We start from the raw sequence: 22,777 nt of genomic DNA, 5'->3' as shown, positions 1-22,777 counted from the left end.
ACTATAAAGCCACCCTCGGGTGGCTTTATTATTTACGGTTAACAGACAGGCGTATTTCAGGGAAAGAACGATGTACCCACAAACACAGTCAGGCAGTAGTGATCAGTGCAAGCTGATTTATATCCTCAATCTTATCAGTCTGGTTTTTGGCATCACTGCGCTGGTTGCCGTGGTGATGGCCTATGTCTATCGGTCTGAAGCTCCCGGCTGGCTGCAAAGTCATTACCGGTTTCAGATTCGGACCTTCTGGATTGGTCTCTTATACGGTTTTATCAGTATTGCCCTGATGCCGCTGGTGATTGGTTTTCCGCTCTCTTTTCTGGCCGTGATCTGGTGGATTGTCCGGGCCGTGAAGGGGCTGCAAATACTGCAAAAAGGTGAAGCCTATCCGCAGCCCGCGACCTGGATGTTTTGATCAGCTACGTCTGACTTTGTAGCGCTTACCTTTTATCTTGGCACCGAGCTTGTCCAGTGCCGCACCCACTGCTTCACGTTTTACGGCAACATAACTCACAAAATCAAAGATCTGAATTTTACCAACCTGACTGCCGGCAATGCCGCCTTCACGGGTCAGTGCGCCGAGAATATCGCCGGGCCTGATTTTGTTTTTGCGTCCCGCGGCGATAGATAACATCACCATGCTCGGTTTAGACGGTACAAAATCGTTCTTGCCAGGTGGTACTTCACTGACCTTGAGTTCGCAATTCAGTCGCTCCTGAATTGCTTCAAGTTTATAGGTTTCTGACTCTGTGATCAGACTGATCGCCAGGCCTTTCTTACCGGCACGGCCGGTACGTCCAATTCGGTGTACATGCACATCGCTATCCCGTGTCAGGTCATAACTGATAACACAGGGTAACTCTTCAACATCCAGACCACGGGCGGCGACATCGGTGGCAACCAGTACAGCAAGGCTTCTGCCGCTGAATTGCACCAGTACTTTGTCGCGTGACGGTTGATCCAGATCGCCATGCAGTGCACCAGCACTGTAGCGGTGCTGTTTCAGAAAAGTTGCCAGTTCTTCACAGGTGGTTTTGGTATTGCAGAAAATCAAACAGGACTCAGGCTGAAACGTACTGAGTATCTGCAGGATGGCCTCAGATTTCTGACTCTTCTCGACCCGATAAAAACGCTGTTGGATGGTTGTTGGTTGAGTGGCATCCTCCACCTCAACCGAAACCGGATTGTTCAGGTAGGCGGCGGCCAGTTCAGCTATCGCCTCCGGGTAGGTGGCAGAAAACAACAGCGTCTGTCGGGTAGGTGGTGTTTGGCCGAGAATCGCATTGATGGCATCAGCAAATCCCATCTCCAGCATGCGATCGGCTTCATCCAGTACCACCGTATGGATATCACGCAGGCTCAGGGTGCCTTTGCGGATATGGTCCTGAATACGACCCGGGGTACCGACCACAATGTCCACGCCGTGCTCCAGTGAGCCGATCTGCGGGCCGATTGGCTGTCCGCCACACAATGTCAGGATCTTGGTGTTAGGGCGGTAACGCGCAAGTTTACGCAGCTCTCGTGCAACCTGGTCCGCCAGTTCACGGGTGGGACATAACACCAGCCCCTGAGCTGAAAACCGTTGTTGGTCCAGACGGTTAAGCAGGCCGATGCCAAAAGCGACGGTTTTGCCACTCCCGGTCTTTGCTTTACCGATCAGGTCACGACCCGTCAGTAGTACAGGCAGTGATTGCTTTTGAATCGGGGTGAGGGTGGTGTAACCCAGTGCGGTGAGATTTTCCCGCATTGCCGGATCGAGAGAGAGTTGATCAACCTGAGAGTGAGACACGTGTGTATACCTGTTGGATAAGGCGCGAATTATAGAGCATAGCCTGTGTTATTACCCGTGCGAGATCAATGTTTTGGTGCCTTATTGCAGGCAGACGGAAGTGCTTTATGTATACTGTGGCGCATCTGTAATAAACACGGTAATTGAGTGATGCAGCAGGAACGCTTTGATGTGGTCATTGTAGGCGGCGGTATGGTGGGTGCCACACTGGCTTGTGCTCTGGGCGGCAGTGGTTTGCAGGTCTGTTTGCTTGAAAGCCGCTATCCTGAGGCCTTTGCTGTTTCGCAGCCCCATGATATTCGTGTTTCTGCACTGAGCCTTGCATCTCAGGCGATTTTAGAGCAACTGGGTGTCTGGCCGGGTATTGAACAGCGCCGCTTGTGCCCTTATCGCAGAATGAAGGTTTGGGAGCAGAGCGCACAATTTGCTGCGACTGAGTTTAATTCCGATGAGATTGGCCAGCCCTGCCTGGGGCATATTGTTGAAAACCGGATCATCCAGCTTGCTTTGCTGGAGCGGGTGACTCAGTTTGAAAACATCACCCTGATCTGTCCGGCCGAAGTCACTGAAATTGATTACGCACCTGCCAGTAGTCTGATCACGCTTAAAAATGGACAGATGCTGGCGGCCCGGTTACTGGTTGCTGCAGATGGCGGGGATTCCCATGTACGGCAGGCCGCCGGCATTGGCGTGACCAGCTGGGATTATGATCAACAGGCCTTTGTTGCATCGGTAACCACGGCCTACCCGCAACAGGATATTACCTGGCAGCAGTTTACGCCGACCGGTCCTCTGGCATTTCTGCCTTTAAGTGGAGCGCATGCCTCACTGGTCTGGTACAACACGGCTGAGGGCGTACAGCGTCTGAAAGCGCTGGATTACGCTGAACTGAAAGCCGCGTTCATGCGAGAGTTCCCAGCGGAACTGGGTGAGCTGGATGAAATTATTGCCACGGGCAGTTTCCCATTGCGGCGCCAGCATGCCAGATCCTATGTGGCTGAGGGTGTTGCGTTGGTGGGTGATGCGGCTCATATGATTCATCCGCTGGCCGGGCAGGGCGTGAATATTGGTCTGCTGGATGCGGCGGCGCTGGCAGAAGTATTGACGGATGCGGTTGCCGCACAGCAGGAGATCAGTAGTCTGGCGGTCTTGCGGGTTTATGAAAAGCAGCGTCGTTCGCATAATTTGCTGATGATGCAGACCATGGATCTTTTCTACCGTGTTTTCAGTAACGATAAAACGCCACTGAAATTGTTGCGTAATATTGGATTGGGCCTTGCGGAAAGAGCCGGACCAATAAAGCAGAAAGTCATTCAGCTGGCCACCGGACTTGATGGCAGATTGCCGACACTTGCCCGTGGTGAAAGCCTGAAATAAAAAAAAGCCGGTCAGGGCGACCGGCGAAAAATTAGGCTAGGTGTTAACCAGCCAGAGTAGAGAAGTGGAGCCAAGCCGGCTCCGAGGCATGAATCACTCAGCAGCTTTAGGTGCAACCTTACGTTTTGCTGGTGCACGTTTAGCTGGTGCTTTTGGCGCAGCTGGCGCTTCTTCAGCAGCTGGGGCTTCAGCGGTAGCTGTTTCAACTGCTGTTTCAACGGCAGCGGCTGTAGCAGCAGTAGCAGCTTCCACAGCTTCAGTCATAAATTTGTTGAAGTCGGTGAAGTAAGGCATTTCGCCGATTTCAGCCAGACTTTTTTCGATGATTGCAGCGATCTCTTCTTTAGCTGCAGTGATAGCAGCCAGCTCTTTTTCAGCAACGGAGGTCAGTTTTCCTTCCAGTGTTTTGAAAAACTTCAGTTGCAGATCAACGGCTTCTTTAGGATCTTTGGTTTCAGACAGTGCTTTCATCTGAGCAACACTGGAGTCAACGAAATCTGTAACATATTCAGACTGCAAGGAGAACAAGGCCTCAACAGCCTTCTTGTTAGCCTCAGCTACGTCGATTGCTGGTTTCATTTTCTCTTGAACGTCTTTCAACAGATCTTCGTACATTGTTTTTCCCTCTGAGAATCAAAGCTGGATTTGTGCGTTGCAGCATTTGACTCAAATATAGTGATTACAAAATAGCCTGTCAAATCTTTTTTTGTGCATCGCACAAAGGAGAAAAAACAGCGATTTCAGTCGTTAAAAGCATAGTCAAAGTCAGCGCATTTATAGTGCTGGAAGGAGTGCGCTCAAGGACAACTTATGAATTCATTTCACCAGAGCGAGGCTGGCGTGTTCATCTGCTGTGTAACTCTTTACAATGGAAAATAATTCTCAGTCACTAAAGACTGTTTCTCGTTGATGTAAAGGAATTGTGTGTTTTTATGGTTAATCAGACCGGTACATCTCCCTGTCATACCGCTTTTGAATTTCGTCAGACTCAGGTGATCGAATCTCTGGGCATTGAAGTCAGCGAATATGTTCACCGCAGTACAGGCATGCCTCACTACCACATTGTGGCAGACCATACCGAAAACGTTTTTCTGGTTGCGCTCAGAACGGTGCCTGAAGACTCCAAAGGCGTTGCACATATACTGGAACACACAGCCCTGTGCGGCAGTGAAAAATTTCCGGTACGTGATCCTTTTTTCATGATGACGCGCCGTTCTTTAAATACCTTTATGAACGCCATGACCAGCAGTGACTGGACCTGTTATCCCTTTGCCAGCCAGAACCGTAAAGACTTTTTCAATCTGCTGGATGTTTATCTGGATGCGGTGTTTTTCAGTCGGCTGGATGAACTCGATTTTCTGCAGGAAGGTCATCGGGTCGAGTTCAAAGAGAAAAACGATCCGACAACACCACTGGTCTATAAAGGTGTGGTGTATAACGAGATGAAAGGGGCCATGAGTTCCCCGGTCTCACGCCTTTGGCAGTCCATCACCAAATATATGTTCCCAACCACCACCTATCACCATAACAGTGGTGGTGAGCCTCAGTGCATTCCCGATCTCACATATCAGGAGCTGCTGGAGTTTTACCGTACCCATTATCATCCGAGCAATGCGCTGTTGATGACCTTTGGTGATATCCCGGTAACTGAGTTGCAGGCCCGTATAGATGAGCAGGCTTTATCACGTTTTCATCGTCTGGATACGTCGATCTCCGTCCCGGATGAAAAGCGCTATTTCTCGCCCCTGCGGGTTGAGGAGGCCTATGAGCTTGATCAGGACGATACGTCCGGCAAAACCCATCACGTGCTTGGTTGGTTGCTGGGCCACAGTAACGATCTGGATGAACAACTGAAGGCGCATCTTCTCTCCCGTGTATTGCTGGATAACAGTGCGTCTCCGTTGCGGCATGCGCTGGAATCAACCACGCTTGGCAGTGCACCTTCGCCTCTGTGTGGACTGGAAGACAGTAATAAAGAGATGAGTTTCATGTGTGGCCTCGAGGGCAGTGAACCTGAACACGCTGAGGCTTTTGAAACGCTGGTGCTGGACGTGTTGCAGCGTGTTGCAGAGGAGGGGGTACCGCAGAATATGCTGGAAGCCCAGCTGCATCAGCTTGAATTGCAGCAACGTGAAATCAACGGTGATGGCTACCCTTATGGCCTGAGTCTGATTATGTCCTGCCTGGGCGCTGCGGTGCACGGTGGTGATCCGGTAGCGCTGCTGAATCTGGATGCGGCACTGGAACGGTTACGTGCTGCTGCGTCAGAACCTGATTTCATTCAGTCTATGGTGCGTGAGCTGTTGGACAATCCGCATCGGGTCAGACTGACCCTGCGTCCGGACAATAAACTGGCAACCCATCGTGATGCGGCAGAAGCCGCTCAGCTTGCTGCCATGCATGCCGGACTGACTGATGCCGATCGTAAGCGGATTATGCAGCAGGCAAATGAACTCGAAGCACGCCAGGAACAGGTGGATGATGAGTCAATACTGCCGAAGGTAACCCTTGAGGATGTGCCACGGGATATGAAAATCCCTGAACCTGTCCATCAGACCGGTGCGCTTCCAATCACCCGTTATGATGCAGGCACGAACGGTCTGATCTACCAGCAGATCATCATCCAGTTGCCTCAGCTTAATGAGCGTGAACTGCAGCTGTTACCCTTGTACAGCCTGTTGCTGACCGAGCTGGGCTGTGGTGAGCGGTCCTATCAGGACAATCAGCAATATCAGGCAGAGGTCAGTGGCGGTATCCATGCGTTTGCTTCGCTGCGCAGTGCGATTGATGATGAGCAACAGGTCAGTGGCTATTTCACGCTGTCAGGTAAGGCGCTGTTGGCCAAAGAGCAGGCCTTAGCGCAGCTGTTACAGGACACATTAACCTCGGTTCGGTTTGATGAGTTGTCCCGCATTCGTGAAGTGGTGGCTCAGCAGCGGGCGCGTAAAGAGCAGGGCATTACCGGTCAGGGCCATGCGATGGCGATCATGGCGGCGGTGGCTCGGATGAGTCCGGTTGCTTTGCAGGCTCACTGTACACGGGGTCTGGCTTCGGTTGCTTTTTATAAACAACTGGATGAAACAGTCAAACAACCTCAGACCCTTCAGGATCTGGCGGATGAACTGCAGGCGTTGCATCTGAAAATTCAGCAGGGACCTCGTCAGTTCCTGATGGTGGCAGAAGAGGAGCATCAGGCCCAGTTGCAGCAGTCTCTTGAGCACCTCTGGCAGCCGCAATTGGGCGAGCAGCTTGAGCCACTTTCGCTGCCTGCAATCAGAGAGACGGTGACTCAGGCCTGGACCACCAGCACACAGGTCAGCTTCTGTGCCAAGGCGTTCCCTACCGTACCGGTGGAACATCCTGACTCTGCTGCGCTGACAGTCCTGGGTGAGTTCCTGCGTAATGGTTACCTGCATCGTGCGATTCGTGAGCGCGGTGGTGCCTATGGTTCGGGAGCCGGGCAGGATTCTTCAGATGCGGTCTTCCGCTTCTTCTCCTATCGTGATCCGCGTTTGCTGGAAACACTGGATGATTTTGATAAATCCGTTCAGTGGTTGCTGGAAAATAATCACGAGTATCAAAAGCTTGAAGAAGCCATTCTGGGTATTGTCAGCTCCATTGATAAACCCGGTTCACCAGCGGGTGAAGCCAAGCAGGCATTCCACAGTACACTGTTTGGACGTACCCCGGAGCAGCGTCGTCAGTTCCGTAATCGAATTCTTTCGGTCACGCTGGACGATATGAAACGGGTGGCTGCAACCTACCTGCAGCCGGATAAAGCCAGTGTCGCGGTACTGACCGGTCCAAAACAGGCGGAGACCTTACCGGAGCATTTCGAAGTACTGGCCGTATAATAATCGCCACCATAACACCGCACCTGATTCAGGTGCGGTGCTTTCTTTCCTGATTTAGGTGTTCTGATGCAGGTATATGCACCGTATCGAGCGGCTCTGTGTATTGTGTTTGCTGAGCTGTTTCTGGTCTGTTCCGGTATGGTGGTTAAGCAGATTTCACCGGATGTCAGTACGGCGTTGATTGTATTTTTTCGCAACCTGTTTGGTTTGTTTTTGATGTTGCCCTGGCTGTTACGGCAGGGTCTGCCAGCTATCCATACCTCGACTTTGCACCTGCATCTGCTCAGAGCGCTGGTGGGCGTTACCGCCATGTTGTGCCTCTATTATTCATGGGGACACCTGCCGTTAGCTGAGGCGGCACTGATTAAACAGACAGCCCCCTTTTTTATGCCTTTGTTTGCCTTTTGGTGGTTAGGCGAGCGGGTCAGACCGTTGGTTCTGGTGGCCGTGCTGGTGGGGTTTGTCGGGGTGTTTCTGATTCTTAATCCCACTGACGGACGACTGGATCAGGCGGTTTTGATTGCGTTGGTCGGGGCTATGCTGGGGGCGCTGGCTAAGATAGTGATCAGGCGGATGTCGGTGTCTGAGCCGCCGCAACGGATTGTGTTTTATTTCGCGCTCTTCAGTACGTTTTTTTCGGCCATACCGGCCTGGTGGGTCTGGCAGACGCCTGGTCTGTCGGAGTGGGGCTGGCTAATTTTAATGGCTGCCACATCGACCCTTGCACAGCTGCTGTTAAGTCGCGGCTATGGCCTGGCGCCGGCCGGTCAACTGGGACCCTATACCTACGCTTCAGTGGCATTTGCCGCATTCTTTGGCTGGCTGCTATGGGATGAAGTGCTGGGCTGGCTGACCCTGAGCGGGATAGTGCTGGTGGTGGTTGCAGGGCTTTTAACGTTGACAGTTCAATCTAAAAATTAGCTTAAAATCAAAGCGATATCGAGCCTTTTCTGTAAATTAACTGAATTTGTTTATCCAGATCATTTTTTCAGGATATGCGCCAAAAAAATCATTTGTTTTCCTTTTGCAAAGTGGTACTACTGTAAGTGCAAGATAACTTTGCATTAAGGAACAAAATAATGAACATCAACATCACTCACCGCAATGACAAAGTATCCCCCAGTGTCCGAGAACGCATTGAAGGCTGGCTAGAAACTTGCCAGCAGCGTTACGACGATATCAGCAGCGCACAGGTTATTCTGGATAAAAGCGACCGGGAAAACCTGGCAGAAGCCCGGGTTCATATCGCGGGTAAAGACCTGTTTGCCAAAGCCGCTGCGGATAATCTGTATTCCGCTCTGGATGCACTGGAAGACAAAATCAACAAACAGCTGGATAAGGAGCATCAGAAACACATCAGTAAAAAAGGTTTGCAAAAACCGGCTGTTGAAAATACCGACGATCTGGAAGATTCATTAGAACCTGCTTAACTCCTCAGCGTCATCAGGTATCCAATAAAGCCCGGCCATGTGCCGGGCTTTATTATTTGTGCTTTGCGACTTATGGTAATAATCATCGTGTTCAAGCAGGGACAGGCATGAAATATATCGAAATCATTGCAAGTGAGCGCAGTGCGGCCACTGTCAGCGAGCTGGCGGCAATGCTTAAAGCAGAAGACCTGCGTTTTGGTCTGGTCGGTGATGATGGAATGCAGAGCATGCGGTTGTTGATTAACGATGCACAACTGCAAAGCGCACTGGATAAATTGCAAATGATTGTTGGTGCTCAGCCCACCGCGCGGATACTTGTTTTGCCGGTTGAGGCGGCGTTACCACAGCCGGATAAAGAAAAGCCGGATCATGCTGAACCCTCTAAATCCGCGCGTGAGTCGTTATATCAGGAGGTAGACAAGGGCGCCTGTCTGGACTGTAACTATTTTCTGCTGGTGATCCTTTCGACCGTGGTGGCCACGATAGGGCTGATTGAAAACAACGTGGCGGTGATCATTGGTGCTATGGTGATTGCACCCCTGTTGGGGCCTAATCTTGCGCTGAGCCTGGGTACAGCGCTGGGGGACAGTCATCTGATGCGGATGGCGGCGAAAACCCTGCTGGTGGGCGTATTTTTATCCATTCTGCTGGCTGCGATCGCCGGCATGTTCTGGCCTCAACCACTGGACAGTTCGGAGATTATGTTACGGACTCAGGTTGGGTTGGACTCCGTGCTCCTGGCGCTGGCTTCCGGAACGGCGGCAGCGCTTTCGCTCACCACCGGGCTGCCCAGTGTGCTGGTGGGTGTCATGGTTGCGGTTGCACTGCTGCCACCGGCAGCGACCTTCGGTTTGCTGATGGGGGCGGGGCAGCCGGATCTGGCCTGGGGCGCTGCACTGTTGCTGGGCGTGAACATTGTCAGCGTTAACCTGTCGAGCAAACTGGTGTTTCTGTTCCGGGGCATCAGTCCCAGGACCTGGTTCGAGAAGGAGCGGGCACGAAAAGCAATGGTCCTTTATCTGTTTGGCTGGATTATTTCCCTGGGTCTGCTGATCTTTGCCATCTACATGCGCGGTGTTATCTTCATCTGACCTCTCGTCTGTTATTTCTGCTTAACGTTGTCCTGAAACCTCCCCAGAGTCGCCCTGCAACCTTACTGTCACACAGAAGTGGTTGAATTTTGAGCTTGGGTATTAGACCACTGCTTATAAATTGATCGTAAGGGAAGCCGAAATGAATAAATCAATGCTGAGTCTGGCTATCTGTGCCGGATTAATGATGCCTGTCACTGTGCTGGCCGCGTCTGTGGCCCAGGTCACAAATAATGCTGATGCTGGAGAAGGTTCACTGCGAGCAGCACTTGAAAGTGGTGCCAGTAAAATTGTCATAAAGCCAAGCGTTGGTGAAATCGTGCTTTCTTCATCCCTGGAATATGCGGGTGAACAACCTTTAACGATCAAGGGTTCTGGCCAGGTGATTTCCGGCAGCCTGGATGAAAGTCTGTTGTGGATCTCAGCCGGCGCTGATCTGACCGCTTCGGATTTGACCTTTGCGGGTCCCGGTATCTATAGCATTGAAAATCAGGGTGGTGGTAAGGGTATCTATCTGCAGGTACCCAACACCCGCACTGGCATGGTCAGCCTTAAACTAACTAATGTGACCGTCACAGGCACCGGTAATCACGGTGTGCATGTGTCAGACTGCGATCTGGGCGATGACTGCGGTGCAGGTTCAGGCGGCGCGGGTGAAGGTTCTGATGCGTCTATTTACGTGCAGCTGAACAATGTCACCATCGATGGTGTTGGTTTTGGCAAGCAGGATGCGGATGGCTTACGGGTAGATGACCGCGGTCTGGGTGATATCGTGCTGAATGCCACCGACTCTGCCTTTATCAATGTGGGTGCTGACGGCATTGAACTGGATGAGGGTAACGACGGCAGCGTCATCATTCACGTGCGTAACAGCCTGTTCGAAAATAACGGTGCCTACTGCTCCGATGAGTTCGTTGCTGACCCGATCGCTCTGGATCCAAACTGTAATGACGACGGTGACCCGGACGTGGATGATGCCTTTGATATTGATGAAGCAGGTCCCGGTGGTATTACCGGCATCGTCAACAATGTTGTAGTGGTCAACAACTATGACGAAGGCCTCGACTTTGACAGTGAAGGCGACGAAGGTGAAAACCTGGTTGATCTGGATCTGATGGATATCTACGCCGAAGGTAATGCTGACGAAGCGATCAAGGTATCAGAAGAGGGTAATGCCAGCGTCTATGTACGGATGCGTGATATCCAGTGTGAAGGCAAGTGTGACATTGAGGTTGAAGAGGAAGATCAGGGCAATCTGGACGTGACTCTGAACGATTCCTTTATCGGTGATGACCTGAAACTTTCTGAAAAAGGTGAAGGTACCGGTGTTGTTAAACTGCGTGATACGACTGTGGTTGATGAAAAAGATTTCAATAACATTGACGAAATCTGATCTAACCAACTTCGCAATTGAATACAAAAAACCGGCCTCTTAAGGGCCGGTTTTTTTTGTCAGATCCGGAATCAGTTGTTCACTGAGGTCGGTTCTGGTGGTGTGCTTTCCTGCTCGGCAGTTTCTATTTTATCACCGCCACGAAACACCTTGTCGACCAGAACGTAGAACATCGGAACAAAAAGGATCGCCAGGAAGGTTGCCCCCAGCATACCGCCAATTACTGCAATACCAATCGCATTCTGACTGGCGGCCCCGGCACCGCTGGCGAGCGCCAGGGGTAACACACCCATGGTGAATGCCATGGAGGTCATGATGATGGGGCGGAACCGCTGTTTGGCAGCGATAATCACAGCGTCAATCAGAGTGTGGCCGTGTTCGCGCAGATGTTTGGCAAACTCGACGATCAGAATGGCGTTTTTAGATGCCAGACCCACGGTGGTCAGCAGGGCAACCTGCAGGAAGATATCATTCGACAGGTTGAATATCAGCGCTGCAGCCGCGGCGCCCAATACACCCAGCGGTACCACCAGCATCACGGCAAAGGGGACTGCCCAGCTTTCATAGAGTGCAGCCAGCGACAGAAACACCACCAAAATCGACAATGCATAAAGCATATTCGCATGCGCGGCGCTTTGTTTTTCCTCGTAAGAGATGCCATACCATTCAATGCCAAACCCCTCCGGCAACTGCTTCAGCAACTGCTCAATCTCGTCCATGGCTTCCCCAGAGCTGATGTCGGGTGCAGGTTGGGCAAGAATGTTAAGCGAGGAGCTGCCATTAAAGCGCTCAAGCTTGGGTGAACCATAGGTCCATTCGCCGCTGGAGAAGGCATTAATAGCAACCATCTCTCCTGAGTTGTTGCGCACATACCACTTCTCCAGATCCTCCGGCATCATGCGATGCGGGCTGTCGGACTGTACGTAGACACGCTTGATACGGCCACGGTCGATAAAGTCGTTAACGTAGCTTGAACCCCAGGCAATCTGCAGGGTGCGGTTGATATCATCCAGCGGAACGCCCATTGCTGCGGCTTTTTCACTGTTGATATCAATGCGGTACTGGGCAACATCATTCAGGCCGTTGGCACGCACGCCCACCAGTTTCGGGTTGGCATTTGCCAACTGCAACAATTGCGCTTTTGCGTCCATCAATGCGTTATGGCCCAGGCCAATACGATCTACCAGCTGAAAGCTCAGACCGGATGCGTTACCCAGCTCCCGGATAGGTGGCGGGAAGAAGGTGAATACCGAGGCATCCTTTATCCTGGTCAGATCCCGCATGGATTTGGCATTGATGGCGAAGATGCTCTGTTCCGGTTCTGTTCGCTGATCCCAGTCCTTGAGGGCGACAAAACCCAGACCGGCATTCTGTGCAGAGCCGGAAAAACTGAAACCAACCACGGTGAACAGGTGTTCCACCATATCTTTGTGTTCAGTCAGGAAATATTCTTCGACCTGCGCTGCCGTTTCCAATGTGCGTTCGGCAGTTGAGCCGGGCGGAGTGGCGATCAGCATATACATCAGACCCTGATCTTCATTCGGCAGGAACGAGCTGGGTAACTGACTGAAAATACCCATCAGGCCACCTACCAGCACAATGTACACAGCAAAAAAGCGATAGGCCCGTTTGGCCATAAAACCTGCGCCTTTCTGATAGCCGTCACGCCCCTTGTTAAAGTAGCGGTTAAAGGCAGCAAAGAAGCCTTTCTGCGTATGTCCGGCCGCGCTGGCTTTGGCCGGTTTCAGGAAGGTGGCACACAGTGAGGGCGACAGAATCATGGCCACCAGCACCGACAGACTCATTGCTGCAACAATGGTGACGGAGAACTGACGGTAAATCGCACCGGCAGAACCGCCAAAAAAGGCCATAGGGATGAACACCATAGAGAGTACCACCGCGATACCGATCAACGCGCTGGTGATCTGGCCCATGGATTTTTTGGTGGCTTCTTTGGGAGGTAAGCCCTCTTCATGGATGATACGTTCTACGTTTTCCACCACGACTATGGCGTCATCCACCAGCAAACCGATCGCCAACACCATGGCAAACATGGTGAGTACGTTGATACTGAAGCCGAAGGTGTAGAGGATGGCGAAGGTACCTAGCAGTACTACCGGGACCGCAATGGTTGGAATCAATGTGGCGCGCAGGTTTTGCAGGAACAGCAGCATCACCAGGAACACCAGAAACACCGCTTCGATCAGCGTCTGCACCACGGATTTGATCGACAGCTCGATAAAGGGCGTCGCATCACGGGGATACATGGTTTTCACTCCATCCGGTAACAGAGCAGACAGCTCGGCAACCTTTTCCTTGATCAGGCGGGAGGTTTCCAGCGCATTAGCGCCGGCAGCCAGCATGACACCCATACCGGCAGCGGGCTGTCCTTTATAGCGTACAATGACATCGTATGACTGAGTGCCCCGTTCAATCCGGGCAACATCTCTGAGGCGGACCTGGGCACCGGTGGTATTCACCCGCAGGACCACGTTTTCAAAATCTTCAACCGTTTGCAGCAGTGACTGAGCCGTGACCGTAGCATTTATCTGCTGGCCGGGCAGAGCAGGCATGCCGCCCAACTGACCGGCGGAGACATCAGTGTTTTGCGCTTCCAGTGCATTTTCTACATCCAGCGGTGTCAACTGATAGCTGTAGAGTTTTTCGGGATCGAGCCAGATGCGCATGGCGTACTGGTTACCGAATACACGAATATCACCCACGCCATTGATCCGTGAAATCGGGTCCAGAAAGTTGGTGACGATGATATCCCCAAGATCCGCCTGAGTAAGCACGCCGTCCTCAGAATACATGCCGATAACCAGCAGGAAGTTGCTGCTGGATTTGGTCACTCGAACCCCCAGCGACTGAACCACCTGAGGTAGACGGGCAATGGCGGCCTGAATCTTGTTCTGGGTCTGTACCTGAGCGATATCGGGATCGGCTTCCGGCTCGAAGGTCAGGGTGATGCTCATGGAACCATCTGAGCTGTTCGAGTTGAAATACCGCAGGTGATCAATACCGTTCAGGCGCTGCTCAATGATCTGTGTGACTGAGTTTTCAACCGTCTGTGCCGATGCACCGGGGTAATCAGCCTGAATGGTAACGGTTGGCGGAGCAACCGACGGGTACTGCTCAATCGGTAACTGCTGAATTGAAAGTGCCCCCAGCAGCATGATGACAATGGCTATAACCCAGGCAAAAACCGGGCGGTCGATAAAAAAACGGGCCATGCTTTAGTTCCCCTTCGTGTCGGCCAGAGTGCTGGTGGAGCTGTCTTCCCAGGTGATGGTGCCGACCTGCTGGCCCTCCTGGAGTTTCTGGTAGCCCGTAATGACCAGTGTATCGCCAGCTTGCAGCCCCTCTGTGACGATCCAGTTATCCTGATAGGGTGTTTCAGCCTGAATAATGCGCGATTGTGCCCGGTTTTCGCTGTCCACCGTCCAGACTTTGAGTTTGCCCTGCGGTGTGCGGGCCGTGGCTCGCTGAGGCACCAGTAATGCGTCCTGTTTGCCCAGTTCGAGGGTGGCGTGCACAAACATACCCGGCATCAGGTACCCTTCCGGATTGGGCATCTCTGCACGCAGCGTGGTGGAACCGGTTGACTGATCCATGGTGACTTCAGAAAACTTCAGTACCCCCGGGTGAGCATAGGCGCTGGCGCTGTTATCACGCTCCAGCAACAGATGTACAGGCATACTGATATCGCGCATCAGTTCTGTGCGCAGTTCAACCACGGCCTGATTGCCGGCGGATTGCTGCATATCCACATAGACGGGATTAAGCACCGTGATGGTCGCAAGTTCCTGTGATTGGTTAGCTGTTACCAGTGCGCCTTCTGTCACGTAAGAGCGGCTGATACGTCCGCTGATCGGGGCGTACACCTTGGTGTAATCCAGATTGATCTGGGCCAGTTCGACCTTGGCTTTGGCAACAACAACGGCCGCTTTGGCCTGATCCAAACCGGCGACAGCGTCATCGTAATCCTGACGGCTGATGGCGTTCTTTTTCAGCAGTTCGCCGTAGCGTTTGCTGCGGGCTTCAACAGTTTTGAGGTTGGCCTCGGCGCTGCGCTGATCGGCAAGGGCACTACTCAATTCAGCTTTGTAACGGGTTGGATCAATCTGATAGAGCTGTTGTCCCTTTGTGACTTCAGTGCCTTCATCGAACAGACGCTGGGTGATGATGCCATCGACCTGTGGCCGGACATCCGCCTGACGTAACGCGGTAACCCTGCCCGGCAGTGAGTGACGCCGCGTGATCTGCTGGGGTTCAAGCTGCAGGGTCGTAACTTCCATGACCGGTTTGGTAACCTGCGCTGCAGTGTCTGTCTGTGCCTTAAAGCTCAGTGTAAACAGAACCGTCGCTGCTATCACAACGAGCAGGGCGGGAATCAATAGACGTTTTTTCATGGTTGTTGCTTCCTTCACGCCATTTGAGGGCATCGGTTTTCTTCAGCAATAGGAACAATCATCTGATGCTTTTTGCAGGGTTATACCAAGGACCGGTGATTGTCGTTTCCTGTCGATACTGACAGAGTGATCCTGAGTGGGTGCCAACGCTATGTATCCGGTCAATAACCTGAATTTGCTCAGATGGCAATGCTGCCATTATCAAACTCTAACGCCAGATAACATAACGCTGCTAAAACATTCCTGTTTAATAATTGCCTATTCCTCCGAAACTCCGTCAGAATGAGAGGCAGGCCCACGAAGCTATGCTATGGTGCCGTCGATTGGTTTGATGCGGTAAACAGAGCGTTGTTCCTGTGGCACCAGTCATTCATTCGGCTTGCAACTTATAAAGAGAATTAAGGAGGGTTTATGCTTCAGGATTTACAACGAAGTATTGCCCAATGGACAACCCATGGTGACCCTTATCAGACCCCTATAGAGGGTCTTAAGCTGTTCCGGCAGGACCAGCCTACAGAGCCAGTGATCGGGATGTATGAGCCGAGTATCTGTTTGGTGGTGCAAGGCGCTAAACGGGTCACGCTGGGTGATGATTCCTTTGTTTATGATGTTAACCACTATCTGATGACCTCGGTACATCTGCCGACTATGTGGCAGGTGAGTCAGGCGACGCCGGAACAGCCCTGTCTTGGACTGGCACTGAAGCTTGATCTGCGGGAAGTCTCCCAGTTAATGGTGGATAGCCACCTGCCAAGCCCACGGGTTAAACAGGCCGGACGGGGTATGGCTACGGGTAAAACCACACCCGAGTTAATCAGCGCGTTTCAGCGTCTGGTTAACCTGCTGGATGATGAAAAGGATATTCCGATACTGGCACCGCTGATCCAGCGTGAAATTGCCTATCGTCTGTTGATTGGCGAGCAGGGTACCCGATTACGCCAGATCGCCTCCACGGGCAGTCAGAGCCAGCAACTGGCCCGGGCAATTGAATGGATGCAGTCAAACTTTACCCAGACCCTGCGTGTGGATGATCTGGCTGCGCGGGCAGGTATGAGTAGCTCTACCTTCCATCATCATTTCCGTTCCATGACAGCGCTCAGTCCGCTGCAGTTTCAGAAGCAGTTACGGTTACAGGAAGCCCGTCGCCTGATGCTGATGGATCGGCTGGATGCATCCAGCGCCGGTTATAAGGTCGGCTATGAAAGCCCGTCTCAGTTCAGCCGGGATTACAGCCGTCAGTTTGGTGCGCCACCGTTAAGGGATATCAATCAGCTGAGACAGATGTCAGTAGCAAACTGATATTGAAACCCTATGGAATAAGACTATCCCTGTGGCCTGATGGCGTGTCTGAAAGCTAAACCAGTAGAGCCGCCGCGACAGAGTCACGTTGCTGTTTGCCACAAAGTACTTCTACCAGGGTTAGTGAAAACTCAAGTGCTGTACCGGGGCCCTGGCTGGTAATGAGGTTTTTGTCACAGACGACCGGTTGATCAATCAAATGGCAGTGGGGTGCCTGTGCCAGCAGGGGCTGGAAACTGGGATAGCAGGTGGCCTGATAGCCATTCAGCAAACCGTGGGGTAGCAGGGCAACTGCGGGACTGGCGCAGATTGCGCCGATCCAGCGGTTTGCCTGCTGCTGTTTTTTTAGCATCTGGATCAGGTTGTGACTGTCCCGCAGATGTTCCGCGCCGGGCATGCCGCCGGGCAGACTGATCAGGTCAAAACATTGATCGGTGATCTCATCCAGATGGGTATCAGCTACCAGTATCACACCGCGTGAGCAGCAGACCGTTTTTGAAATTGGTGCGGCAACGGTTACCTTGATCCCGGCGCGGCGCAGCAGGTCAATCTGGGTGACGGCTTCAATCTCTTCAACACCGTCTGCGATGACAATCAGCGCAGTTGGCATACGTTTGCTCCTATTATTGTCCAAAGACCTGTTTTAGTAATTCAGTGGTGCGGGCAGCCGGGTTTTCTCTGATCTTTTTCTCTTCCACTGCGAGCATGGTAAACAGGCCATCCAGCGCCTGATCGGTCACGTAGCTGTCCAGATCGACGTTCACCTGATCGCCCACATAGGGCAGGTCTTTGGCCTTGCCCGCCAGTTGCGAGTAATAACGGGTTGCACCCACCTGTTGCAGTGAGTCGTTGACCTTCGGTTTAAATAGCTGCTGCAGTTGGTCCCGGGTGTGTTTTTCAAAATATTCAGTGGCGGCATTATCCGCGCCCTGATAGATCTTTTTCGCATCTTCAAAGCTCATTTCCTTGACCGCGTTCACCAGCAGCTCAGTGGCCTGCGGCGCTGCGTTTTCTGCTGCTCGGTTGATGCTTTCTTCAAACTGATTGACCTGATCCTTCAGACCGTACTTTTTCAGGATGCCGGAGACTTTTTCGATGCTGGGGGGCAGGGGAATACGAATATCCGGGTTGTTAAGATAGCCACCGGGGGCGCTGACGTTTTCGACAACCCGCTGGCTGCCCACCTGCAATGCTTCTTTCAGACCGGCAATCATTGTATTCAGATCAAGCTGGGTACTGGTCGAGGTTGTGTCTGATTTTTGCAGATATTGTTCACTGCTTTCTTTCAGGTCCGTGACCAGATCTTTCCAGCCAGCCTGTGTGTGAGCTGTTACCAGAGAGATACTCAAAAAGCACAGGGCAAAAATACGACGTTGCATAGGTAAATCCTCCGTTGATTCCCTCAGTATACGCACTGACTCAAAAAAAACGCCCGTCATAGACGGGCGTGTTGGTTATTCTTCGGGTTCATAACCCAGATTGGGGGCCAGCCAGCGTTCTGCTTCGGCTTTTTCCCAGCCTTTACGTTTGGCATAACTTTCCACCTGATCTTCACCAATTTTGGCGACGCCAAAATATTGTGATTCAGGGTGACTGAAATACCAGCCACTCACCGCTGCGGTCGGCAGCATGGCGTAGGCATCGGTGAGGGTCATATCGACGTTATTTTCAACATCCAGCAGTTGCCAGAGCAAACCTTTTTCGGTGTGTTCAGGACAGGCCGGATAACCGGGCGCAGGGCGGATACCCTGATATTTCTCTGCAATCAGGTCATCGTTGCTGAGCGATTCTTCCGCTGCATAACCCCAGTAGTCACGACGCACCCGGTCATGCATCAGCTCTGCAAGTCCTTCGGCAAACCGGTCGGCCAGTGCTTTGACCATGATGGCATTGTAGTCATCATGGTCGGCTTCGTATTCTGCTACCAGTTCGTCACAACCATGGCCGGCGGTGACCGCAAAGGCGCCAAGATAGTCAGCCTTGCCACTTTCTTTAGGCGCGACAAAGTCGGCCAGAGAAAGATGCGCTTTGCCTTCGACCTTTTCAGTTTGCTGGCGCAGGTGGTGCAGGGTTTCCAGCACTTCAGTACGGCTTTCATCGGTGTAAAGTTGAATATCATCTGCATCGACACTGTTGGCCGGGAACAGGCCGATGACGGCTTTGGCCTGCAGCAATTTTTTATCCACCAGATCTTTCAGCATGGCCTGTGCATCATTGAACAGGCGGGTAGCTTCTTCGCCGATGATCTCATCGGTCAGGATGCGTGGATAACGTCCGGCCAGTTCCCATGAGTGGAAGAAGGGTGTCCAGTCAATGTAAGGCAGGATCTCGTCCAGCGGAATATCATCAAAGACATGAATGCCAGGCTTTTTCGGCACCGGTGGGGTGTACTGATCCCAGTCGATGTTGTAACGATTTTCGCGTGCTGCCTGCAGACTGACCCGGCGCTTATCATTCATACGAGCGGCATGACGTTCACGTACAGCCTGATAATCTTCCTGTATCTCTTTGATATATGAATCTTTCTTTGAGCCGAGCAGTGCGGAGACTACATTCACAGCTCGCGAAGCGTTGGTGACATGCACCACCTGATCGCGTTTGTAGGCCGGTTCAATTTTAACCGCCGTATGTGCCTTGGAGGTGGTGGCACCACCAATCAGCAGCGGGATATCAAAGCCCTGCCGCTCCATCTCTTTGGCAACATGCACCATCTCATCAAGCGAAGGGGTGATCAGGCCGGACAGACCGATGATATCGGCATTGGTTTCACGTGCGGTTCTGAGGATGGTTTCAGCCGACACCATAACGCCCAGATCAACGATCTCATAGTTATTACACTGCAGCACCACACCGACAATGTTTTTACCGATATCGTGTACGTCACCCTTAACCGTTGCCAGTACCACCTTACCATTGGCTTTGCTGTTTTCATCTTTCTCGGCCTCGATGTACGGCATCAGATAGGCAACAGCTTTTTTCATTACACGGGCGGATTTCACTACCTGAGGCAGGAACATTTTACCCGCGCCAAACAGGTCGCCGACGATAGACATGCCGTCCATCAGCGGACCTTCAATCACCTGCAGCGGTCGGTCATGGTTCTGACGGGCTTCTTCAGTGTCTTCTTCAATGAATTCGGTGATCCCTTTGACCAGCGCGTGTCCCAGACGTTTGTTGACGTCCCAGCTGCGCCACTCCTGAGCCTGTTTTTCATCGGCCTGGGAACCATCACCACGGTATTTTTCGGCGATGTCGAGCAGACGTTCAGTGGCATCATCACGGCGGTTCTGGATGACATCTTCAACCGCTTCGCGCAGCTCTTCCGGCAGGTCGTCATAGATCGCCAGCTGACCGGCGTTGACGATACCCATGTCCATACCCTGCTTTATGGCATGGTAAAGGAATACACAGTGGATCGCTTCTCGGACCGGGTTGTTGCCGCGGAACGAGAAGGAAACATTGGATACGCCGCCGGAGATCTTGGCATGAGGCAGGTTTTGCTTGATCCAGCCGGTGGCGTTGATGAAGTCCATGGCATAGTTGTTGTGTTCTTCTATGCCCGTTGCTACCGCAAAGATGTTCGGGTCAAAAATGATGTCTTCCGGCGGGAAACCCACCTTGTCGACCAGTACCCGGTAGGAGCGTTCACAGATCTCTATCTTGCGCTGATAGGTGTCCGCCTGACCTGATTCATCAAAGGCCATGACCACCACGGCGGCGCCGTAACGACGGATAGTGCGCGCCTGGTCGATAAATTTTTCTTCGCCTTCTTTCAGGCTGATGGAGTTCACCACCCCTTTACCCTGTATGCATTGCAGTCCGATCTCAAGCACATCCCATTTTGACGAGTCAATCATCACCGGTACCCGGGCGATGTCCGGTTCGGAGGCAATCAGATTGAGGAATCTCGCCATCGCAGCATGGGCATCCAGCATGCCTTCATCCATGTTGATGTCGATGATCTGGGCGCCGTTTTCTACCTGTTGGCGGGCCACATCCAGGGCGGTTTCATAATCCCCTTCTTTAATTAACCGCTTAAAGGCAGCAGATCCGGTGACGTTGGTGCGTTCGCCCACGTTGACGAACAGGGTGTCTTCACCAATGTTCAGCGGTTCAAGTCCGGCAAGACGACACTCAGGCTTGATGTTTGGCAGCGGGCGGGCAGGGTGTATCTCTACCGCTTCCCGAATGGCCTTGATATGGGCAGGCGTAGTGCCACAGCAGCCGCCAATAATGTTGAGAAAACCGGACTGCGCCCATTCACCGATCTCTTTAGCCATCTGTGCCGGGGTTTCGTCGTAACCACCAAAGGCATTGGGCAGACCGGCATTGGGGTGTGCAGAGACATAGGTTTCGCAGATGCGGGAAAGCTCCTGCACATACTGACGCAGTTCTTTAGGGCCCAGAGCACAGTTCAGGCCCACCGCAATCGGGCGGGCATGACGGATGGAGTTCCAGAACGCTTCTGTGGTCTGGCCAGACAGCGTGCGGCCTGATGCATCCGTGATGGTGCCAGAAATAATTACCGGCAGACGGAGATCATGGTTTTCAAAATAGGTTTCTACTGCATAAATTGCCGCTTTCGCATTCAGCGTATCAAAGATGGTTTCAATCAGGATGATATCGCTGCCACCTTCAATCAGACCGTCCAGTGATTCTGTGTAAGCATCCACCAGACCCTGAAAGCTGACATTACGGTAGCCCGGGTCGTTTACATCCGGAGAGATAGAGCAGGTGCGGTTGGTTGGACCCAGCACTCCGGCCACATAGCGGGGACGGTCAGGTGTTTTTGCCGTGAACTCATCACAGACTTCGCGCGCAATGCGCGCCGCTTCCACATTGATCTCCCGGCTGATCTCCTCCATGTGGTAGTCGACCATGGCGATGCGGGTGGCGTTGAAGGTATTGGTTTCAACAATGTCTGCACCGGCTTCAAGATAGGCGCGGTGAATATCCTGAATCAGTTTGGGTTGGGTAAGTACCAGCAGGTCGTTGTTGCCTTTGACTTCGCTCTGCCAGTCGGCAAAACGCTCACCCCGGTAATCGGCTTCCTCCAGTTTATGCTCCTGAATCATGGTGCCCATTCCACCATCAAGGATCATAATACGTTGGTTCAGGGTACTGGAAAGCTGTTGGCTGAGGGTCTGTTCTGTCACGCTTGTGTCCTGTTCAGTCGATCGGTGCCGAATATGGGCAGAATAGGGCGGCTATTCTAAATCAATTAGTTAAAGAGTGCAGTGACGCTCATGCAAGATCGGATGAGTAACGTTCATTTTGCTAGCAAAACGGACGTCTACCGGCAGCGCAGCAACTTTGGCCAAAAGAATAGTGTCTGGAATCTTAATTTTTATATAAATGGTGTTAAAATGTGCGCCCTTTGTCGCCGTAAAGATGTTTTACGGTCAGTAACACTGAAACATTTTGGTGTTGCGGCCGATAAGTTGCGGTGCAACAGCCACCGGCTGATCGTTGACTGAAAGTTCAGTTAGCCCTCAACTGGCCTGCTTTATGCTTTGATATCGCAGGGTAATATTGATGCTGGTTTATTCCAGCCTGTTTGAGAGAACGCAGGTTTTAAATATGCTGCAGACATTCCTGAAGGCCAAGCTGCATCGCGTGACGGTAACTCACGCAGAACTGCACTATGAAGGCTCCTGTGCGATTGATGGTGTACTGCTGGATGCATCCGGTATTCGTGAATACGAGATGATTCACATCTACAACATCAATAATGGCAAGCGCTTCACGACTTATGCTATTCGTGCTGAAGAGAACAGCGGCATTATCTCCGTGAATGGTGCTGCTGCGCATAAAGCCAGCAAAGGTGATCTGCTGATCGTCTGTGCCTACGTTCAACTGGATGAAAAAGAAGCGGCTGAATTCCAGCCAACGCTTTGCTACTTCGAAAACGCCAAATCGGATGGCGGTATTGGTGCAACCGATGCAGAATTGCACCAGCGTAATGAGCTGACCAGCGTAAAACGCGCTATTCCGGTGCAGCCAAAAGATATTTAAGCTTTCCTCTTTGTTTTTCAAGCCACCTTCGGGTGGCTTTTTTATTGGCATATCCCCGGTGCATCAATCTGCTGGCTTCTGAATCTGGAACAGGGCATTGCAAGCCTTCTCAGGTAA

Annotated in this window: 16 protein-coding genes; 9 read left to right on the top strand and 7 right to left on the bottom strand. The window is 52.2% G+C overall.

Features of this window, described 5'->3' with window-relative positions; all coding sequences use genetic code 11:
• Positions 1 to 70: 70 nt before the first annotated feature.
• Positions 71 to 415: a hypothetical protein gene (locus P2G53_RS01280; protein WP_275812583.1), complete on the top strand. Its 345-nt coding sequence runs from the start codon at positions 71 to 73 to the stop codon at positions 413 to 415.
• Here the strand turns inward: P2G53_RS01280 and dbpA are convergent, their stop codons facing one another.
• Complete coding sequence (gene dbpA / locus P2G53_RS01275; protein WP_275812579.1) at positions 416 to 1,789, bottom strand: ATP-dependent RNA helicase DbpA; 1,374 nt, start codon at positions 1,787 to 1,789, stop codon at positions 416 to 418.
• A 150-nt stretch (positions 1,790 to 1,939) separates the two neighbouring features.
• Between dbpA and P2G53_RS01270 the strand changes: the two genes are divergently transcribed.
• Positions 1,940 to 3,166 carry a UbiH/UbiF/VisC/COQ6 family ubiquinone biosynthesis hydroxylase gene (locus P2G53_RS01270; protein WP_275812576.1) on the top strand — a complete coding sequence of 409 codons (1,227 nt, stop codon included), beginning with the start codon at positions 1,940 to 1,942 and terminating at the stop codon, positions 3,164 to 3,166.
• A 93-nt stretch (positions 3,167 to 3,259) separates the two neighbouring features.
• Here P2G53_RS01270 and P2G53_RS01265 read toward each other — a convergent pair whose 3' ends face one another.
• Complete coding sequence (locus P2G53_RS01265; protein ID WP_275812574.1) at positions 3,260 to 3,781, bottom strand: phasin family protein; 522 nt, start codon at positions 3,779 to 3,781, stop codon at positions 3,260 to 3,262.
• Between the two features lie 317 nt (positions 3,782 to 4,098).
• Here P2G53_RS01265 and P2G53_RS01260 point away from each other — a divergent pair, with 317 nt between their 5' ends.
• The 5 genes from P2G53_RS01260 (at position 4,099) to P2G53_RS01240 (ending at position 10,934) form a co-directional block, all read left to right on the top strand.
• Entirely contained in the window at positions 4,099 to 7,020 is a 2,922-nt protein-coding gene (locus P2G53_RS01260) for an insulinase family protein (protein ID WP_275812571.1), read from the top strand.
• A 66-nt stretch (positions 7,021 to 7,086) separates the two neighbouring features.
• The gene (locus P2G53_RS01255) at positions 7,087 to 7,941 is read left to right on the top strand and encodes a DMT family transporter (protein WP_275812568.1); all 855 of its coding nucleotides are present in this window, start codon (positions 7,087 to 7,089) and stop codon (positions 7,939 to 7,941) included.
• A 158-nt stretch (positions 7,942 to 8,099) separates the two neighbouring features.
• Positions 8,100 to 8,450: a ribosome-associated translation inhibitor RaiA gene (raiA, locus tag P2G53_RS01250; RefSeq protein WP_275812565.1), complete on the top strand. Its 351-nt coding sequence runs from the start codon at positions 8,100 to 8,102 to the stop codon at positions 8,448 to 8,450.
• A 107-nt stretch (positions 8,451 to 8,557) separates the two neighbouring features.
• Positions 8,558 to 9,541: a TIGR00341 family protein gene (locus tag P2G53_RS01245; RefSeq protein ID WP_275812563.1), complete on the top strand. Its 984-nt coding sequence runs from the start codon at positions 8,558 to 8,560 to the stop codon at positions 9,539 to 9,541.
• A gap of 142 nt (positions 9,542 to 9,683) precedes the next feature.
• Positions 9,684 to 10,934 (top strand): hypothetical protein, encoded by a 1,251-nt coding sequence (locus P2G53_RS01240; RefSeq protein ID WP_275812561.1) that lies wholly within the window; start codon positions 9,684 to 9,686, stop codon positions 10,932 to 10,934.
• A 71-nt stretch (positions 10,935 to 11,005) separates the two neighbouring features.
• On the opposite strand, the gene P2G53_RS01235 is transcribed toward P2G53_RS01240, so the two are convergent.
• Positions 11,006 to 14,167, bottom strand: coding sequence for an efflux RND transporter permease subunit (locus P2G53_RS01235; protein WP_275812559.1), 3,162 nt, complete (start codon positions 14,165 to 14,167; stop codon positions 11,006 to 11,008).
• Between the two features lie 3 nt (positions 14,168 to 14,170).
• Entirely contained in the window at positions 14,171 to 15,346 is a 1,176-nt protein-coding gene (locus tag P2G53_RS01230; protein WP_275812556.1) for an efflux RND transporter periplasmic adaptor subunit, read from the bottom strand.
• Between the two features lie 411 nt (positions 15,347 to 15,757).
• On the opposite strand from P2G53_RS01230, the gene P2G53_RS01225 reads away from it, so the two are divergent.
• Positions 15,758 to 16,645 (top strand): AraC family transcriptional regulator, encoded by an 888-nt coding sequence (locus P2G53_RS01225; protein WP_275812553.1) that lies wholly within the window; start codon positions 15,758 to 15,760, stop codon positions 16,643 to 16,645.
• Positions 16,646 to 16,700: 55 nt separating this feature from the next.
• Here the strand turns inward: P2G53_RS01225 and P2G53_RS01220 are convergent, their stop codons facing one another.
• The 3 genes from P2G53_RS01220 to metH all read right to left on the bottom strand — a co-directional run bounded on the left by P2G53_RS01220 (position 16,701) and on the right by metH (position 21,801).
• Positions 16,701 to 17,255: a DJ-1 family glyoxalase III gene (locus tag P2G53_RS01220; protein ID WP_275812550.1), complete on the bottom strand. Its 555-nt coding sequence runs from the start codon at positions 17,253 to 17,255 to the stop codon at positions 16,701 to 16,703.
• A 13-nt stretch (positions 17,256 to 17,268) separates the two neighbouring features.
• A complete protein-coding gene (locus P2G53_RS01215) occupies positions 17,269 to 18,024 on the bottom strand; it encodes a DUF4197 domain-containing protein (RefSeq protein WP_275812547.1) in 756 nt (251 codons plus the stop codon).
• A 75-nt stretch (positions 18,025 to 18,099) separates the two neighbouring features.
• On the bottom strand, positions 18,100 to 21,801 hold the full coding sequence (gene metH, locus P2G53_RS01210) for a methionine synthase (protein WP_275812545.1): 3,702 nt from the start codon (positions 21,799 to 21,801) through the stop codon (positions 18,100 to 18,102).
• A 424-nt stretch (positions 21,802 to 22,225) separates the two neighbouring features.
• Here metH and panD point away from each other — a divergent pair, with 424 nt between their 5' ends.
• Entirely contained in the window at positions 22,226 to 22,660 is a 435-nt protein-coding gene (panD, locus tag P2G53_RS01205; RefSeq protein WP_275812542.1) for an aspartate 1-decarboxylase, read from the top strand.
• Positions 22,661 to 22,777 lie beyond the last annotated feature (117 nt).

Origin of the sequence: Neptuniibacter sp. CAU 1671 (assembly GCF_029222905.1) — a bacterium.
Taxonomy (GTDB): domain Bacteria; phylum Pseudomonadota; class Gammaproteobacteria; order Pseudomonadales; family Balneatricaceae; genus Neptuniibacter.
The sequence above is the reverse complement of the archived record's forward strand: the minus strand, read 5'-3'. Positions and strand labels throughout refer to the sequence as shown.

Coding starts and splice junctions, on each gene's coding strand:
- P2G53_RS01280 (WP_275812583.1), top strand. CDS start 71: ATGTACCCACAAACACAGTCAGGCAGTAGTGATCAGTGCAAGCTGATT.
- P2G53_RS01270 (WP_275812576.1), top strand. CDS start 1,940: ATGCAGCAGGAACGCTTTGATGTGGTCATTGTAGGCGGCGGTATGGTG.
- P2G53_RS01265 (WP_275812574.1), bottom strand. CDS start 3,781: ATGTACGAAGATCTGTTGAAAGACGTTCAAGAGAAAATGAAACCAGCA.
- P2G53_RS01260 (WP_275812571.1), top strand. CDS start 4,099: ATGGTTAATCAGACCGGTACATCTCCCTGTCATACCGCTTTTGAATTT.
- P2G53_RS01255 (WP_275812568.1), top strand. CDS start 7,087: ATGCAGGTATATGCACCGTATCGAGCGGCTCTGTGTATTGTGTTTGCT.
- raiA (WP_275812565.1), top strand. CDS start 8,100: ATGAACATCAACATCACTCACCGCAATGACAAAGTATCCCCCAGTGTC.
- P2G53_RS01245 (WP_275812563.1), top strand. CDS start 8,558: ATGAAATATATCGAAATCATTGCAAGTGAGCGCAGTGCGGCCACTGTC.
- P2G53_RS01240 (WP_275812561.1), top strand. CDS start 9,684: ATGAATAAATCAATGCTGAGTCTGGCTATCTGTGCCGGATTAATGATG.
- P2G53_RS01235 (WP_275812559.1), bottom strand. CDS start 14,167: ATGGCCCGTTTTTTTATCGACCGCCCGGTTTTTGCCTGGGTTATAGCC.
- P2G53_RS01230 (WP_275812556.1), bottom strand. CDS start 15,346: ATGAAAAAACGTCTATTGATTCCCGCCCTGCTCGTTGTGATAGCAGCG.
- P2G53_RS01225 (WP_275812553.1), top strand. CDS start 15,758: ATGCTTCAGGATTTACAACGAAGTATTGCCCAATGGACAACCCATGGT.
- P2G53_RS01220 (WP_275812550.1), bottom strand. CDS start 17,255: ATGCCAACTGCGCTGATTGTCATCGCAGACGGTGTTGAAGAGATTGAA.
- P2G53_RS01215 (WP_275812547.1), bottom strand. CDS start 18,024: ATGCAACGTCGTATTTTTGCCCTGTGCTTTTTGAGTATCTCTCTGGTA.
- panD (WP_275812542.1), top strand. CDS start 22,226: ATGCTGCAGACATTCCTGAAGGCCAAGCTGCATCGCGTGACGGTAACT.